Annotated in this window: 14 protein-coding genes; 10 read left to right on the top strand and 4 right to left on the bottom strand. The window is 61.7% G+C overall.

Features of this window, described 5'->3' with window-relative positions; genetic code table 11:
• Positions 1-22 precede the first annotated feature (22 nt).
• Positions 23-1,330, top strand: coding sequence for an NAD(P)/FAD-dependent oxidoreductase (locus E4J89_RS17280; protein WP_136787457.1), 1,308 nt, complete (start codon positions 23-25; stop codon positions 1,328-1,330).
• Positions 1,331-1,860: 530 nt separating this feature from the next.
• On the opposite strand, the gene E4J89_RS17275 is transcribed toward E4J89_RS17280, so the two are convergent.
• The 4 genes from E4J89_RS17275 to mobC are packed head-to-tail and all read right to left on the bottom strand — an operon-like array spanning position 1,861 to position 5,332.
• Positions 1,861-2,001, bottom strand: a complete 141-nt coding sequence (locus E4J89_RS17275; protein WP_240691963.1) for a hypothetical protein — start codon at positions 1,999-2,001, stop codon at positions 1,861-1,863.
• A 44-nt stretch (positions 2,002-2,045) separates the two neighbouring features.
• The gene (locus E4J89_RS17270; RefSeq protein WP_136787456.1) at positions 2,046-3,278 is read right to left on the bottom strand and encodes a hypothetical protein; all 1,233 of its coding nucleotides are present in this window, start codon (positions 3,276-3,278) and stop codon (positions 2,046-2,048) included.
• A 30-nt stretch (positions 3,279-3,308) separates the two neighbouring features.
• A complete protein-coding gene (locus tag E4J89_RS17265) occupies positions 3,309-4,940 on the bottom strand; it encodes a relaxase/mobilization nuclease domain-containing protein (RefSeq protein WP_136787455.1) in 1,632 nt (543 codons plus the stop codon).
• Positions 4,941-4,942: 2 nt separating this feature from the next.
• Positions 4,943-5,332 (bottom strand): plasmid mobilization relaxosome protein MobC, encoded by a 390-nt coding sequence (gene mobC / locus E4J89_RS17260; RefSeq protein ID WP_240691962.1) that lies wholly within the window; start codon positions 5,330-5,332, stop codon positions 4,943-4,945.
• A 212-nt stretch (positions 5,333-5,544) separates the two neighbouring features.
• Between mobC and E4J89_RS17255 the strand changes: the two genes are divergently transcribed.
• The 9 genes from E4J89_RS17255 (at position 5,545) to E4J89_RS17210 (ending at position 16,379) form a co-directional block, all read left to right on the top strand.
• Positions 5,545-5,853, top strand: coding sequence for a hypothetical protein (locus E4J89_RS17255; RefSeq protein ID WP_136787453.1), 309 nt, complete (start codon positions 5,545-5,547; stop codon positions 5,851-5,853).
• 277 nt (positions 5,854-6,130) lie between these two features.
• A complete protein-coding gene (locus tag E4J89_RS17250; protein ID WP_136787452.1) occupies positions 6,131-7,324 on the top strand; it encodes an IS110 family transposase in 1,194 nt (397 codons plus the stop codon).
• Between the two features lie 33 nt (positions 7,325-7,357).
• Positions 7,358-7,651 carry a hypothetical protein gene (locus tag E4J89_RS17245; protein WP_136787451.1) on the top strand — a complete coding sequence of 98 codons (294 nt, stop codon included), beginning with the start codon at positions 7,358-7,360 and terminating at the stop codon, positions 7,649-7,651.
• Positions 7,652-9,107: 1,456 nt separating this feature from the next.
• Positions 9,108-10,019: a dihydrodipicolinate synthase family protein gene (locus E4J89_RS17240; protein WP_136787450.1), complete on the top strand. Its 912-nt coding sequence runs from the start codon at positions 9,108-9,110 to the stop codon at positions 10,017-10,019.
• Between the two features lie 747 nt (positions 10,020-10,766).
• Positions 10,767-11,828 (top strand): LLM class flavin-dependent oxidoreductase, encoded by a 1,062-nt coding sequence (locus E4J89_RS17230; RefSeq protein WP_136787448.1) that lies wholly within the window; start codon positions 10,767-10,769, stop codon positions 11,826-11,828.
• Between the two features lie 97 nt (positions 11,829-11,925).
• Positions 11,926-13,239, top strand: a complete 1,314-nt coding sequence (locus tag E4J89_RS17225) for an amidase (RefSeq protein ID WP_169304051.1) — start codon at positions 11,926-11,928, stop codon at positions 13,237-13,239.
• A gap of 270 nt (positions 13,240-13,509) precedes the next feature.
• Complete coding sequence (locus E4J89_RS19825; protein ID WP_346763395.1) at positions 13,510-14,112, top strand: IclR family transcriptional regulator C-terminal domain-containing protein; 603 nt, start codon at positions 13,510-13,512, stop codon at positions 14,110-14,112.
• Between the two features lie 4 nt (positions 14,113-14,116).
• Positions 14,117-15,223 (top strand): aminotransferase class I/II-fold pyridoxal phosphate-dependent enzyme, encoded by a 1,107-nt coding sequence (locus E4J89_RS17215; protein WP_136787445.1) that lies wholly within the window; start codon positions 14,117-14,119, stop codon positions 15,221-15,223.
• Positions 15,224-15,296: 73 nt separating this feature from the next.
• Positions 15,297-16,379 carry an amidohydrolase gene (locus tag E4J89_RS17210; protein ID WP_169304049.1) on the top strand — a complete coding sequence of 361 codons (1,083 nt, stop codon included), beginning with the start codon at positions 15,297-15,299 and terminating at the stop codon, positions 16,377-16,379.
• Positions 16,380-16,529: the final 150 nt, after the last annotated feature.

Here is a 16,529-nt window from a genome sequence, read left to right as displayed (position 1 = left end):
TCTATTCGAGTTGGAGATGAGCATGTCGAGTCAAGAGACCGAGGTCCTCGTCATCGGAGCCGGCCAAGCCGGCCTGGCGATGAGCGAGCACCTGACGGATCGAGGTGTGCCGCACCTTGTCCTGGAACGCAACCGCATCGCCGAGCGCTGGCGCTCCGAGCGCTGGGACAGTCTCGTGGCGAACGGGCCCGCTTGGCATGACCGCTTTCCCACGCTGGAGTTCGACGTTCACCCCGATGCCTTCCCCACCAAGGAGCAGGTGGCGGACTACATGGTGGCCTTTGCCAGTGCGTTTAACGCGCCGGTCCGCTGCGGCGTCGAGGTAACGTCGGTGCGGAAGAAGGAAGGCGGTGCAGGCTTCCGGGCCGAGACCTCCGACGGCACCGTCGACGCACGCTACATAGTGGCTGCGACCGGTCCGTTCCAAAAGCCGGTGATCCCCACCGTCGTGCCCGCGGAAGCAGGCATCCATCAGATCCATTCGAGCTCCTACCGCAACCCACAGCAATTGCCCGACGGCGGTGTGCTGGTTGTCGGCGCCGGTTCCTCTGGGGTGCAAATCGCCGATGAGATTCGCAAGTCCGGCCGGCAGGTCTATCTAGCCGTCGGTCCGCACGATCGTCCCCCGCGTCGCTACCGCGACCGTGACTTCGTGTGGTGGCTCGGTGTGCTGGGCAAGTGGGAAGCCTCTGCACCGCCCGCCGGCGCGGAGCATGTGACCATCGCAGTGAGCGGGGCCAACGGCGGCCACACCGTAGACTTCCGCGAACTGGCAGCAAGCGGCATCACCCTCCTAGGCCGCGCGGGTCGCTACGAAGACGGCGTGATGCATTTCGCCCCTGACCTGCGCAACAACATAGAGCGCGGCGACGCAAACTACCTCTCGCTGCTGCAGGAAGCCGATGCGTTCATCGAACGCAACGGGCTGGACCTTCCCGAAGAACCCCAAGCGCACCTGCTGGGACCGGATCCAGAGTGCGTCACCGATCCCATCCTCGAGCTGGATCTCGCCGCCGCCAGCGTCACCTCCATCATCTGGGCCACCGGCTTCGGCGTCGATTACAGCTGGCTGCAGGTCAATGCCCTCGATGAGCGGGGCCATCCGAAGCAGCAGCGCGGAGTATCGACCGAGCCCGGGGTCTACTTCCTCGGCCTGCCCTGGCAGTCCCGCAGAGGTTCGAGCTTTATCTGGGGCGTCTGGCACGACGCCAAGTATCTCGCCGACCAGATCGACATTCAACGCGGCTACCTCCGCTATGAAGGCGACGGCCGCGCCCACGAGGTTTTGGGCTCAACACTCGAGGAGCCGCAAGTGCTGCAGCAGGCGTAGCTGTCTCGCAGCTTACCGGGCCGCTTTGAAAGACCTCCGGCGAAGCAGGGCTTCTCTCGCTCCCCGGAGGTCTTTTGGCTGTTGGTTAAGGCGTCCTGTCACTGCACCTCCCCGGCGTAAAGGGAGGCCTCGACGGCGTTCCGCGCGAGGCACGGGCTCCCCTGTCGGTTGCGGCATAACTCGCTACCATCTGTCGGGCTGCCTCTGCCATCGACGCTGCCTGACAAGCAGCGTTTCCGACAACTGACGACGGACCGTGCAGCGCACCCGCGCGCCGAAACGCGGAGTGCCCTGCCACCCCGATTGGAGCCCCTCTTTTGTCTGTCCGGGCACTCTGCCGCTACCAATATCCGGTCTGCTTTTGCTGAGCCCTCGACTGGGCCAGCCCCAAAACGAGGCCTCCATCGGGTCATTGATGCCATGGTCCTTTTGTCTGGGTTTCTAACGGCTTGGACCGCTTTGGGTCGTGTCTCTGCTCCACCCGATAATTTGACGTGTTTTACCCGCTTTAGGAGTTCTTTTGGGTGCGCTCACGTGGACCAATTCATTTCGATGAGCTGGTTATTGACGGTGCGCAGCGCCTCGGTGCGTGCGGCCCGAACTAGGTCCTTTAGTTCAGCGAGGAGTTCGGTGTAGCCGGCAGGGAGGGCGAGGTCACGGGCGTCAGACATGCCTTTGATCCTATCGATGGGCACTGATCCGTCGGGCCTTTCGCTTAGCGGCTGGGACTGCTTCTACCTCGTTCTGCCCCCATCGCGGGCCCGCCCCGGGCCTTCCTGGCCTTGGCTACGCCTTTACTTGTGGCGACGGCTGCGCTGGGGTGTGCGCCTTCACTGCGTTCCGCAGCGACACGTCCCCGGATTTGGGTTTCGTTGGCGCCGCTAGTGGCAAGGGAGGCGGCGAATGCTTCCTGGCGCTCTGCTGATCCATAGTCCACGGCGGATGTGCTGTCCCTCTTCAGGCTTCGGTCATTACGTCGGCTGCTGTCGTTGCCGGCCACACGGTTCTCGATATCGCGGCCGACGCCTTCGAGGCGTGCGAAGAGTTCCTTCTCGGCTCTCTCGTAGCGCTGTTCCATTGACGCGGACTGCGAGCCGGTGAAGCCGCCCTCGGCCAGGAGCCTGGTTTCGCGCATGTCCTTGGCGGCTTTGACGAACGCGGGATCTTTGAAGTGTGAGTCGTCGGCGCCGTTGACGGTGGCGGCGGTTTCTTGGCGCAGTTGGTCAATGTCGGGTCCGTTGATGCCGTCTTTGCCGATGAGGTACAGGCGTTCCTTGATCTCGGTCTCGGCGGCGGCCACGGCGTTGGGGGTTTTCGCGTTGTGTACCCGTTGCAGGGCCCGGGCGAGCTCGGGGTTGGCCAGGTACTCGACGGGTACTTGGTGGCGTTCCATTTCCGGGGCCAGTTTCTGGGCCTGGGTGCGGAGTTCTTCGGCACGGGCCGCTGCGAGCAGCACCATGGCCTTCTCGTGTTCGGCCGCCGCCTTGCGCGTCTCGTCGTGGCTGGCTGCCAGCGCGTCCTGTCGCGCCTTTTCCGTTGTGGTGGTTTGGATGTAGGACTCCAGATAGGCACCGTCCGCACCGACGTCGTGGGTGTCGATGGCGTAGCGCGTCAGGACTTCCTGACGGATTCTTTCCGAGGCTGCCAAGGCGGCGGGGTCATGGTCTTTCCAGCCCTCTGCGACGGCGTGCGCGGCGGCGATGTCATGGGGCTGGGCTTTATCCCACCACTGGTCTTTCTCCACAGGTGCCAGTGCCGCGCGAGCGGCACTGCGCTCGGCCGCGAGGCGTGTCCCGGCTTCGTGTGCTGCTTGGGCGTCCCTGTGTTCCTGCTGCCGCAGGGATTCCTGCCGGCGTCGGGCAAGTGTTTCGGCAAGGCGTGACGCCATCAGCAGGGCCTGCCGCATGCCGTTGTCCAGGACATCATCCATTCCGTCTGATTCACTCATGCCGTTCTCCTTATCCCTTGGCGTGGTTCTTTATCGGTCGAGCACAGGTCCGGACTCGTGCCCTGTGTGGTGGTGGGTTCTTGCTGGTGTTGGAGTGGTCGGCACGGCCGACCCTGGGCGGGTGGGTGCCATGCCGCGAAGGCCAAGCTCCACCGACTTCGGCACCGGCCTCTGCCCTGGTGCTGCCTGCTCCGGTGCGCCGGCCGTGACGGGTCCGGGCATGGCTGCTGCGAATGGTTTCAGCTGCTCGGTGACGATGGAACGGAGCCGCTGCGCTTCCCTGGTTCGTCCGGACTGTTGGTGCATTTGGTGGATGGCGAAGGCAGTGTTGACCAGCTGCAGCATGAGCGCTGACTGGGCAGCCGTTTTGTTCTTGCCCGAGGCCGCCATGAACAGCATCGCCGTCCCGGCAATGGACGGCAGCGGCACCGGCTTGCCGTGTGCCTTGGGGGTCCTGAGTTGGGCTGTGCGGGAGAGTTCAGCTGCGGTGGCCGCCAGCGGTCCGGGCGTTGGTTCCAGGCGGTGCGACCACGCCGCGAAGGCACCGGATACTTCCCGTGCAGCTTTCGCCCACGTGGCGTGATCATCATGCGGCAGTGCCCGCAGCTGCTTGACCAGTGCGGTTGCGTTACGGGTGTACTCCACCCACATTTCTGCCGGCGGAATTGTCTTCTCGGGGCCGGTCCTGGACACCTTGCGCTGATTGCGGGCAGCTGCGTTCCATTCGGCTGCAGCTTCCATCGCCAACTGTGGCGAGTCCCTCCATCCTTCCCGCAGGGCGGTGAGCTTGAGGTCGGAGGCGAGGGTGCCGCCACCGAACCAAATAGGCCGCTCCCCCGGTCTTGGCCGTTCAGCTACTGAGTACCCGACAATGACGTCGGTGGTGTTTTTCGCGTAGCGCGGCCGGACCAGTAATCCGGTGTCGCGGGCGCGGCGGACGAACTCCGCTTCGGATGCTGACGCGCCTGCGCTGGCACGCACCTTCCGTGCCAGCGAGGACCGGTGCATTTCCCGGTCATCCCTGGCCGCGGTGGCCTTCTCGGCACGATCGTAGCCGCGGGCGGCGTGCACCGTGGAGAGCTGTTCCAGCCCGTACTTGGCCTCCAGTTCCCGGCAGGTTTTCTGGGCCCGCTGGTAATCACCATGGGTGGAGGCTTTGGTGCCGTCCTCGCGGACCAGGGACACCGCAATGTGGATGTGGTGGTTGCCGTTCTCGCTGGTTCCGTGATTGATCGCAGCCCATCGGCAGCGAGCCTTGCCGCTGGCCTCGGTGAAGCCCATCGAGTCCACGAAGTCGTTCGCGATATCACCCCACTGCGGGTCGGTCAGCGCTCCTTCTTCTGCGCGTAGGCTCAGCGAGCAGTGCCACACGCTCGCGTCCTTGTAACCGACGTGGACGCGCTCCCGCTTGGCCGCATCCCAGACCATGTCCTTGATCTGAATCGTAACTCCGAACGCCTTGCGCGGCCGGTCCAGATGCTTGGCAATCGCCACCGCATCGTCGCGATCCAATACCCCGTCGTCGTACCAGGCCATGATGGCCGCATCCCCGGCCACCAGATGCGGCTCTGTGTGTGCGTTCTTCGTCTTGTCCGTCTCCGTGGAGGCCAGGTAGACCATGAGGCCGGCCATCCGCGAACCGCGGGTGATGTTCGGAATCACCTCTACACCAGCCCGTCAATAGCGTCGTCGATACGCATGGCTACAGAGCGGATGAACTTCAGTGCTTCACGGGCCTCAGCGGGGAACTCGCCGGTGGCATTTGCCTGCCGCGCAAGCTGGTTGATGTTGTTCGAGGACCGGGCCAGCAAGTTGTGCAGAGACATCAACTCCGCGGCAATGGCCCGGCGCTCGGTCGGCGAATCGGAACGCTCCGAAAGCGCTGCGGAAATCATCAGGTTGGGCACTGTCACCCGCTCCCGGGCAGCACGAGCGATGAGGGAGGCTTCCTCTTCCGCCGTGACCCAGACGTCGCGGCGCTTCTTTGTCCCGGCCGGTGCGTTTGCGCGGCGTCGGCGCGAGAGCCGGGAGCGGGAGGAATCATCTTCAGCCACCCATCTCCCCTTCCCGTCAACAGCCCAGCGCAGCGACCCCGAAACGGGGACCACACCCACCAGTGTGCCCGACCGACAACACATTGTCGAAAGGATTCACCACTTACACCCGTGTAAGTGTATAGCTTGCTCCGCCGGGGCCGGCTTTTCGGGGCCAGGTGCCCTGCGGGACGTGGATCGGACCTGTCGTGCCATCCGGCTAGGCTGGCACCATGGCTCCCCTCGATATTGAACAGACACGCAACCAAGCCCGCGCACTCCTGGACTCACGCATCGAATCCGTCACCGCACTGGTGAAAACCCGCCAACGGATCACCGACCTCAAAGAACAACTCGCCGAAGCCGAACGCGACGACAAACGCGCCTACGTGCGCGCCACCAAGGACGGCTGGAGCCCCGAGGAACTAAAGAAACTCGGACTCGAAACCAGCGCCGCCAGCCGCCGCAGGAAAGCCGCCGGCCGCTCCGCGGAAGACAATTCCGCGGCACGCACAGGCAGCGCCACACCCGCAAACCAGTAGCATCTCCCCTCGCCCACCTGTGCACGGCAAAAGCTAAATCCTTACGGTAATTGAGGCTGGATTGGGGGCGTTGTAGGCTCTCGACCAACCCAGGGGTGCCGGGTATGGCTAAAAGCTAAATGGCCGGACTCTACGTGACGGCTCCGAAGGATTGGCCGCCCGGCATCCCGCGATGGCTCGACCGCTAATTGAGAGAAGCGACCCGATCGCCATGTAAGGACACGACGGCGCGGCCATCCGCTTGGGCCCATAACTGGACAACGCGATGGAGGGATACATGCCTGAACTCTGGGCCGGCATCGACGCCGGAAAAGCTCATCACCACTGCGTGCTCATCGACACCGAAGGAAACCGGCTGCTGTCCCGCCGAGTAGCCAACGACGAGGCTGCACTCACTGAACTTCTCAACGACGTCCGGACCCTCGCCGCAGGCAAGGAAATTCTCTGGGCCACCGACCTGAACCGCGGCGGAGCCGCGCTCCTCATCGGCGTGCTCGAAGCCCACACCCAGACCCTGGTCTACATCCCAGGACGATCCATCTACCACGCAGCCCGCACCTACCGCGGAGACGGAAAATCAGACGCCAAAGACGCGGCCATCATCGCCGACCAGGCACGAATGCGCAGGGACCTCCACCCCATCCGCAGCGGCGATCAAATCAGCACCGATCTGCGGTTGCTTATCTCCCGGCGCACGGACCTGGTCTGTGACCGGACCCGTGCAATCAACAGACTATGCGCGGTCCTCCTCGAATATTTTCCCGCTTTGGAAGCAGCCTTCGACTACGCCATGGTCAAGGCAGCAGTAGTACTCCTCACGAAGTACACAACTCCGGCTGGCATCCGCCGGGCAGGCCAAGCTCGCATCGCGGCCTGGCTGCGCAACCAAGGCTGCTACAACGCCAAAACTATCGCCGCCAAAGCCGTCGCAGCAGCCCGCGCACAGAACACCACAGTGCAGGCCCAGGAAGTCGGCGCTAGCCTGGTCGCCGCCCTTGCTCGTACCGTGCTGGACCTGCATGAACAAGTCGCAGCGATCGAAAACCAGATCGAAACTCGCTTCCGTGAACACCAGCAATCCGAGATCCTCCTCAGCATGCCCGGATTCGGCACGCTTCTCGCGTCCGAAATCCTCGCCGCAACCGGCGGCGACATCACCGCCTACGACAGCGCCGCTCGCCTTGCCGGCGTAGCAGGGCTTGCCCCAGTCCCACGCGACTCAGGACGCATCAGCGGCAACTTCCACCGGCCCAAACGCTACGACCGCCAACTCCTAAACGCCTTCTACCTCGCAGCCCAATCCGCGGCACGATACTGCCCCCAAAGCCGAAGTTATTACCAGCGCAAACGCGCCGAAGGAAAAAACCACAAACAAGCAGTTCTCTCCCTCGCCAGACGCCGCCTCAATGTCCTCTGGGCCATGCTCCGCGACGGGACTCCCTACCAACAACCCACGGTCCTAGCCGTCTAACCCAGAAGCAAGGACCCGTTGAACAATAGTTCCATGAGTGATCAGCCTTTCGAGTCCAAGTTCTCTTCCAACGACCCCCCGTGGGAGGCTCCTGATGCCGAATTAATTGCGGTTGCTAGAGAAAACGCTGTTTCTCTGCAGGCCCTCCTCCTGGCCGCGCAAGACCATGCCCGCAAACTGGATGAGGTTCTGCGAGCCATGGGCAACTCAGGCAGCGCTCCACTCGCGATCGCGGCCGACGCCGGCTTAGGTGAAGCGCATGTTTCGGCCGTACTCGCTGGCCGAACTACCCTGGACTTCCTTCTGGAACTCTCAAAGACCGACTAGCCAACGCTCCACAGCTTCAGCTGACTGAGGACAGGGCTGCTGGTACTTGTCAGACGCGTACGCTGCCCACAGTCCGGGACAATCCTAAACGGGTTATCCACCGCTACCGCTGCCGAGGGAGCTACCCCAACGGCTCCCATAAAACCCAGCCGTGGATAACCCCGGATTGCCCCCAACTGTGGACAGCTCAACCTCACCCTGGGTGCCCGCAACGGCCCGCCAAAGCCATCATTTGTCCTTGACAAAACCCATTGAGAATCCTCCGGGCTTTTCCCGCACACACCTGGACGACGGGACCCAACCGACCGGCTGCACACAACCGCCAGCTCACCACCGACCCCGACACCCACCACCACGCCCGGCGGTCATGCACAGCCTCCACACCGGGGCGGTTGCCAGCGCCAGACCTTCCCACGGTCCACGCCGTCCTGCGCCCGCCCGCGGGCAAGGCGCGGCAGGTTCCTATCAGGCTTAGGCAACACCGGCGGATCAGGTGGAAACACAAGAAGGTCGATCCCCAAGCCGACGCCCGGCGCCACCGTTGAGGGGTGCCGGACTATACGGAAAAGGGCCGGAGAGGCGCCCCACTTTGCTGCTTCCTGGTGACTGCGTCGAGCGGCGGTCCGCAGATGAGTGGCTGCCGTTGTCCGCTTCCCGGCGGCGTACTGCCCGACCATCGGAACGTTCCCGGGCATACGCGGGGAATGGCCCGAGGGCCGTCGGCGGGCTGTACGTGTTTCCGTCCGGCAACGGACCCTTAGGCAGCTTCATGCTTGTGCGGCAGCACGCTGGTCGAGCATGATCTGCTCCACCTGGTTTGCCGTGTATCCAGCCAACGAGCCGTCTTGGTAGTCGATGTGACCGCGTCCCCGGGACCGCCAAGAATCCTTGGCGAAGTTCTTCTCATACCGGCACCGGCCAGCGCGATCAGAGACACCTCGGGCCGCGGCGTGGAGTTGTGCCAAGTGATTCCGCAGCGGGTTCCAGCCCCACCTGTCCGAAGCCCCCCGGCTTAGCACCGGCCATTTCAGCGCCATTTCCCTCGTAGCCGCTGGCCGTTTCGGGATGGTGGGTGATGGCGTGTACACGGACGTGCCACCATCGCTTGGGCGACTGATCTGCAGACACCACGAGTTGGTCGCTCCGCTGGGACTCCGGGCCTGTCGCTCCTTACCACGTAAGGTGGCCTCCGCCAGGCAAACCTCTACCAGCTACAGCTTCCTTTCGCCTGACTCCATTCTCGTTTCCAGCACCTGGATAGATGCGTATATCCGCGGTTCACCCAAATGAGGGTGAAGGTGCAATCGATTCTCTCGTCGCACATCCTGCAACGGTCTCTGCCAAGACTGAAGAATTCGAATTTACTGGGAATTCAACTGCTCGGCAGCGGGCACGGATCGCACGAATGGTACTCCGTGCCGCGATAGAGGGCTCACTAAGACTCTAAGGAGAAGACATGGTGAGAACAGAAGAGGAGCCGATCCGAATCGTCGGCTTCATGCCGACACCGTTCACGGAGGATGAGCGTATCGACGTCGCCCGACTTACGGCGTTGTCGGAACAAATCGCTTCTGTAGGTGTACACCCAGCAGTCCTCGGGGGTATGGGTGAGTACTACGCGCTCAATAAGGAGGAGTCCCGCGAATGCATGACCGCGGCCATTGCGGGGGCACGAGGCGTCCCGGTAGTGGCCGGGATCGGCTGGTCGACGCGGGAAGCGGAGCAACTTGCGACCGACGCAGGCATGCTCGGAGTTGACACGCTAGTAATCAATCCGCCTTACTACGCGAAGCCATCGCCGCAAGGATACGCAGAACACGTCCGTCGCGTGACAGAGGCGGCGGGAATAGGAGCGATCGTATACAGTTCCGCTCACTACCCGATGACTGAAGCTCATCTAGAGCAACTTGCTTCGGTGGACGGTTTCCTTGGCGTCAAGGAAGAGCACTACAGCGTAGCCGAGACTGCAAATCGCATCGCTGTCTGGGGAGAGCGCATCCAATGGTGGGGTGTCGGGGAAATGGGCGGCTCTGCTTACGCACGGGTCGGCGCAGACGCCGTGACTAGCTCACTCAGCAACATTCGACCCGACCTGGCGGTCCGGGCAATCACGGCGCTAGTAAACGGCACCGAAGACGCCGACGCCATTCAAGCCGCGCAAGCATGGCAGACAGCTCTGGGCGCGGACCAGCAGGGTTCCCCTGCATTTCTCACAGAGGTCATGCATCGGGTTGCCGGGTGGAACCGGGCTGTCCGTCTACCACTACTTCCGTCGGACCCCGAGAGCCAGGAAGCGGTCGAGACGTTCCTTCGTACTTGGGCCGCTGAAGCAATCGGTCATAATGCGTTCGCGGGGAGGACACGATGAGCACGCAACCGCTTCACCCACAAGCTCCTGATATCAGTACTTTGCTATCGGCGGATGGGGACCCAAATCTCATACGCTCCGTGTTCGGATGCTTTCCGACGGGCGTTGCCGCGGTCACCGCGGTGACCGAAGACGGCCCAGCCGTTCTCGTTGCGTCCTCCTTCCAAGTCGGGATCTCTCTCGATCCGCCGCTCGTGCTCTTCGCGGTTCAACACACATCGACGAGCTGGCCACGGATTCGCCGCGCTGAACGTATCGGTGTCTCAGTCCTCTCCGCCGCGCACAAGGAGAACGCGCTCATGCTATCCCGTCGGGGCGCGGATCGATTCGCTGGCGTGGAAACCGTCACGAGCCCGACAGGGGCAATATTCATTCGTGGCGCATCCGCGTGGCTCGAGACGAGCATTTTCAGCGAGATCCCCGCCGGCGATCACGACGTAGTCCTACTGCGCGCCCACGGAATCGGAATGAAGCCTGAACGAGACCCTCTCATCTGGTTGGGGTCAAGTTTTCGCGCGCTCGTGAACCGCACGGATGTCGACTCGCCCTCAGCCACCACCATCTCGTCGAATGCTGGGAAAACGAGCGTTCGCGTCTAAGAGACCGTAATCGATAGCGCTACCGTCGCCGCTCTTGGAATACAGCAGCAACGCACGAATTTCTGTTGCGGCGATTGCAACAAATCAGAATCGGGACATCATCATCCCCGACTCTGGACGGACACGAATCGGACAAGGAGTGCTAAATATGAAGATCGGTGCATTCACACAAGGCTACGTACGGGCGGACTCCACCCCGCAGCAACGCTTCGCGGAAGTGATCGAGGAAGCAGTCGCTGCCGAGGAAGCGGGGCTGGCTTCATTCGGTGTATCCGAGCAGCACTTCCGGTTCCCGACGAACTCCACCGGGCCGATCGATTCGCTGATGGCTGCGATCGCGCAGGCCACCGAACGGATCTCAATCATGCCTGGAACAGTGATCCTCCCGCTTCATCACCCGCTTCATACTGCCGAGCGCTGGGCAGCCATCGATATCATCAGCAACGGCCGAGTGAACTTCGGTGTCGGCAAGGGAAATAACCCGCTCACCACAGACGTGTTCGGCGTGAACGCGGAAGAGGCCGAGCAGATGACACGCGAGGCGCTGCAGATCATCGTCAACGCATGGACGCAAGAGAAGTTCGGGTTTGAAGGCCAATACTGGAGCTTTCCGGAGATCGGTCTTTGTCCGCGACCGGTCCAAACGCCGCACCCTCCGATCGCGTGGTCCGGCTTGACGGCCGCCACGGCCGCCACTGCGGCAAGCATGAAGCTCGGGCTAATGGCGGGCGCGCTTGCAAATGACTGGGAGACGGTGGAGCACGTACTCGATACGTATCAGGACAATTGGGACGCGGGTACCGCCCTCGACAACGCGGTTCCGAATCGGAGCGTGAACATCCTGATTAATGGGCACATCGGTCCCTCGTTCGAGGTGGTGCAGAATCAGGTCCAGGACGGTCTGATGAACTATGTCCGCCGCATTGTGACGTTCAAGCGAGAGATGCTTGCACGTAACGGCACGCCAGACCCGGAGTATGGTGCCAAGTATCTCGATAACTTTGAGGCTGCCGTCCGTCTCACACCGAGCCTGTACGGCACACCCGAAGAGTGCCTCCCCGTGCTGGAGCGGTTCCGGGAGCTAGGTGTCGACCAGGTAGACGTGACGTTCGACTACGCGAAGCATGAGGACATGCTCAGCAGCATCCGCCTGCTCGGTGAACTGGCGGGCGAAGTTTCGAAACCGCTTAGCGATGCCAGACTCGGGTGAGGGTGCCGATCGGCGCCTAGCTGACTTGCACCGGCTCAGCGACGATCTCGCTGACGTATCCCTTCGCAGCCTCTCGCAAATGCTTCAGACGGGGGAGATGACCAGCCTCCAAGTTTTCGAAAGGACGATGGTCTCCGTCGAGGCTCAGAGCCATCTCGGCGCGTTCGTGACTATTGCACCGGATTCTGGTGAGACACAGGCGATCGAATCGGACCGACGGTTGCGTGCCGGCCGTGCACGCGTGCTGGAAGGTCTCCCAATGCCTATCAAGGATGTAGAGGCAACCCGAGGATTACGTACGACGAACGGCAGCCGCGCTTTCGATGATTGGATCCCTAACGAAGACGGAGGGGCTGCGCACGCTGCACGTGAGGCCGGCGCAAACATTTTCCTTAAGACGAATACGACGGAGCTTGCGCTCACCGAACAGAGCAGTAATCCCTTGGGGATCGTTACCCGGAACCCGCTCAGCTTCGGACTGACGAGTGGAGGGTCGAGTGCAGGAGCTGCAGCAGCTGTTGCGGCCGGTATCGTTCCGGCAGCTCATGGCTCGGACGGTGCAGGTTCAGTCAGGCTACCGGCTGCCTTATGCGGCATTGTTGGGTTCAAACCGTCATATGGCGTCATTCCAAGGCACCCTGTAAGCGACCAGTGGGGCGGACGGTCACACCACGGCGTACTCGGCCGCACCGTGGATGACATCCGCTACGCCCTGCAGGGATTCGCTGTGGTCGACACACGTGATCCCATGACGTTTCCCCTTGCCATGGATTCCAAGCCCATCGATGATTCCTCGACTGCGAACCATCTGACCTTCGCCGCGCTGGATACTTGGGGAGAATGCTATGTGGAACCGGAGATTCGCACTGCTATCTTGACGTTCGCCGATCGGCTCGTGAGTCTCGGGTTCGAACGCCACGAGTTCGAAGCCACTCCAGATGTAGGCTCCATATTCGAACGCATATACCTTCCCCAGTTGGCCTACGATGTCGCGCGCCTTAATGACCCGCAAAAAAGCCTATTGGGGGACGAGATCCGTTTCTGGGTGGACCGCGCGGCCGAGATCGATTTTCGGCAGTACATGGACGCGCGCGACCAACGGGGGCAACTCAACCGATGGTGTTCAGCCGCGTTTGCTGACATCGACTTCCTCGTGTTGCCCTCTCAGCACGTGCTTGCTTGGCCTGTAGACGGCGATGGAAGCTGCAATGAACCACTCCACACAGAATCCATCGGAGATCGACTCCAGTTCCTGGCAGTCTTCAACCTCTTGGGTTGGCCAGCCATTTCAATCCCGTTGGGAAGGTCAGAGGACGGTAGAGCGATCGGGGTACAGTTGGTCTGCCGTAGGGGCGAGGACATGAAGTTGCTCGATGTGGCAACGATTCTTGAGCAGCTGCTGGGAGCGTGACCATTGGACGAAACCCGTAAGACTCAACGCGATGACGGCCTCGGATCGCAGGCTGCGACGCTCCGCCGAGGCATTAGACTGCTCAATGCTTTGTCGACGGTTGACGGGGCTCAGCATTGCTGTGAGACAGTCAGTCGGCTCGCGCGCTTATTGGAGACACATAAGAGTCAAGTCTCACGAAACTTAGCGGTGCTCACCGATCTTGGCCTCGTTGAACGGTGCTCCGATCACCGTGGCTACAGACTTACATGGGCACTGTACCGGATCGGCATGCGCGGGCACCGCCACTGGATGGTGGAGAAAGCGTCAAAACCACTCGAGTGGCTTGCCCGGCGGGTGGGGTTATCAACCTACCTTGTAATCCGCTCGGGGCCGGGAGTATATCCCCTTTGGTCAGTTGCTCCGGATGATCACACGCCCCTTTCCCCTCCTGGCCAAGGTTGGAGCTTACATGCATCTGCGGCCGGCACAGCCCTGCTAATGGACTACGACCGGGAAACGTTTTTCGAGGAGTTCGCCGAGACGAGGTTTGAACGATATACCGCCGAAACGCCGATCACCGCGGAGCACCTGTGGGAGCGCGTCCGGAGGGCGAAGCAGCTCGGCTATGCGATTCAGATTGGCGAATGGGACCCAGCTCTAGGTGCCATCGCCGTTCCAGTGGTCGGGCCGTTCGAGAGTCTTGCGGTTGCGGTTTCTGGGGATCCGGAAAGGGTTGCCGATCGGGCAGCAGAGTTAAGTCGTGCCCTAGCATTCACCGCCGGCCATCTACGGCGTGAGTTTAGAAACCTCCGGATTCAGCAGGGCGCAGAATACAACGTTCCCCGCTGGCTTTCGCGGCTCTCGTTCGCGGAACGACATCAAAAAGGATAAATTTATGAGCTCAATCGTACTGTCCGGGCCCCAATCGACACGTATCACTGATGTGAAGGGCCGCGGGCTGCTGAACTTCGCCTCAAATGACTATCTTCAGCTCGCCAACCATCCTGACATCGTCGACGCCGGAATTACTTGTCTACGAAGCAGTGGCGCCGGGATGGCGTCGGTCGCATTCATCTCCGGACACCATGAGGCACATTCTGAGCTCGAGGAATTGACAGCTCAAATGCTCCGCGCCGAGGCCACCGTCCTGTTTTCCTCGTGCTATTCGGCTAATGTCGCGTTGTTCAGTGCGCTTTACGGTGATGGAGACCTTATTATCTCCGACAGCCTGAACCATGCAAGTCTCATTGACGGCATCCGCCTATCGCGATCTGCCCGTGCCGTATTCAACCACGGTGATCTTCAAGCATTGCGAGATCTGCTTTCCGACCGAGACCGGTATGGCCGCTGTGTAATTGTGTCGGACACCGTCTTCTCTATGGAGGGTGATTACGTCGATCTCGAAGCCCTCGTGGGTTTGGCAGCGGAGTTCGACTGCGATCTCGTCCTGGATCATTCCCATCTCATCGGTACCGAGCCGTCGGACGGGGTGGGAAAGTTTACCTGGACACCACTACCGAATACCCACGTCCTGATCACAGGAACGTACGGCAAGGCGCTTGGTGGGTCAGCAGGAGGCTTCATCGCAGGTTCGGAAGCAGCCATCGAAACGTTAAGGCAGAAGGCACGTCCCTACATCTTCTCGAATCTAATGCCCCCGGCCTTGGCTTCCATCGCTGCCGAGGCGATCCGGGTCATGGGACGTGAATCCTGGCGGGTGGAGAGGCTTCATCACAACGTCATGATGTTCTCCAGCCTCGCTGCTTCGCTCGGAATCTCGGTCTCGGAGAGTCATCGCCACCCCATCATCCCACTACACGGCCCCGACGATGCTGCCGTGTTGCGCGCGAGCGGGATGCTGCAAGAACGGGACATCCACGCTGTCGCCGTGACTTACCCGGTCGTGCCTAGGGGGGAAGGCAGGATCCGTGTGCAACTGACGACCGGCCATTCACAAGAAGACATGGCCCTCCTCTTGTCCACTTGGCGTGAATGCATCTAGAAGGGCAGACCAGATGATAGACATCGCAACGGCGCAACGGGTCGTTGACGCGCGACTGCCAGCAGGCTTCGCTTTGAGCGAGCAGATCTACTCGGACCCTGAAATCGCCTTCAACGAGGTACGAAGCGCCGAGAGGATCGTTGAGATGTTGCGTGGCGAGGGTGCCGCTGTCACCGCACCAGCATGGGGTCTACCGACCGCTTTCGTCGCGGATACTGGGTCTGCGAGGCCCTGTCTCGCATTGTTCTCAGAGTACGATGCGCTCCCACTCGTCGGGCATGCATGCGGACACAACCTCATCGCCGCATGGTCGGTGGTCTCATTCCTCGCCCTCCAGGATGTAAGTGACATCCTTGGGATCCGGGTCCGTCTGATCGGCAGTCCTGCGGAGGAGTCAGGTGCAGGGAAGCAACTCATCATGGATCAAGGGGGATTGAATGATGTCGACTGGGCGGCAATGGTCCACCCGGCACCGCAGGATGTGCTCTTACCCAATGTCCTCGCTATGAGCAGATTCTACGCACGCTACCTGGGCGTCGAGGCTCACGCTGCGGCGTTTCCGTGGCGCGGCCGAAACGCCGCAGATGCCGCAACTGTTGCAGAAACTGCAATTGGCTTGTTGCGGCAGCAGATGCATCCTTCTGATCGCGTCCATACAGCGCGCCGTACCAGTGAAAGTGCAGTGAACGTCATCCCTGATCGTGCAGCAATCGAGTGCATGGTGCGTTCTACCGATGACGGAGCCCTGGAGTCGCTCAAGACGCGAGTACTGGATTGCTTCCAAGCAGGAGCAACCGCCACCGGAACCGAACTGCATGCAGAGCCCGCCGCACCAGATTACGCGGCGATGCAGCACGATCTCAGCTTGGCTGCCTTATTTCGTCATGCCGGACGCGAGGCCGAGATCGATTTCCTTGAGTCGGAGCCGCTGGAAGCTGCCGGTTCCGGGCTTGTCACAATATCTACCGACATGGGGAACATCTCGCGCCGCGTGCCCTCAATACACCCCATGATCGGGATCCCCACCAACTCCGTAAACCACCAGGCAGCGTTCGCCGATGCTTGCGCCGGGCCGGAGGCGAGGGCTTGGATTCGCCGCACGGCCATCGCGACGGTGCTATTCGCAGGGCGCCTAACGCCCCGAGAACAGACCTGATCCCGTCCAACGGGGGATTCACAGACAAACTGTTGCAGATGCTGCAATCGCACAGCACGACCCAAGACGAGGCTGTGATTCTGGGCACATCGAGGAATCTACTGACCGACGACACGCAAAGATGCCTGACTCGGTTCGCAGGACCGCCTC

Source organism: Arthrobacter sp. CAU 1506, from assembly GCF_005047635.1.
GTDB lineage: Bacteria > Actinomycetota > Actinomycetes > Actinomycetales > Micrococcaceae > Crystallibacter.
The sequence above is the reverse complement of the archived record's forward strand: the minus strand, read 5'-3'. Positions and strand labels throughout refer to the sequence as shown.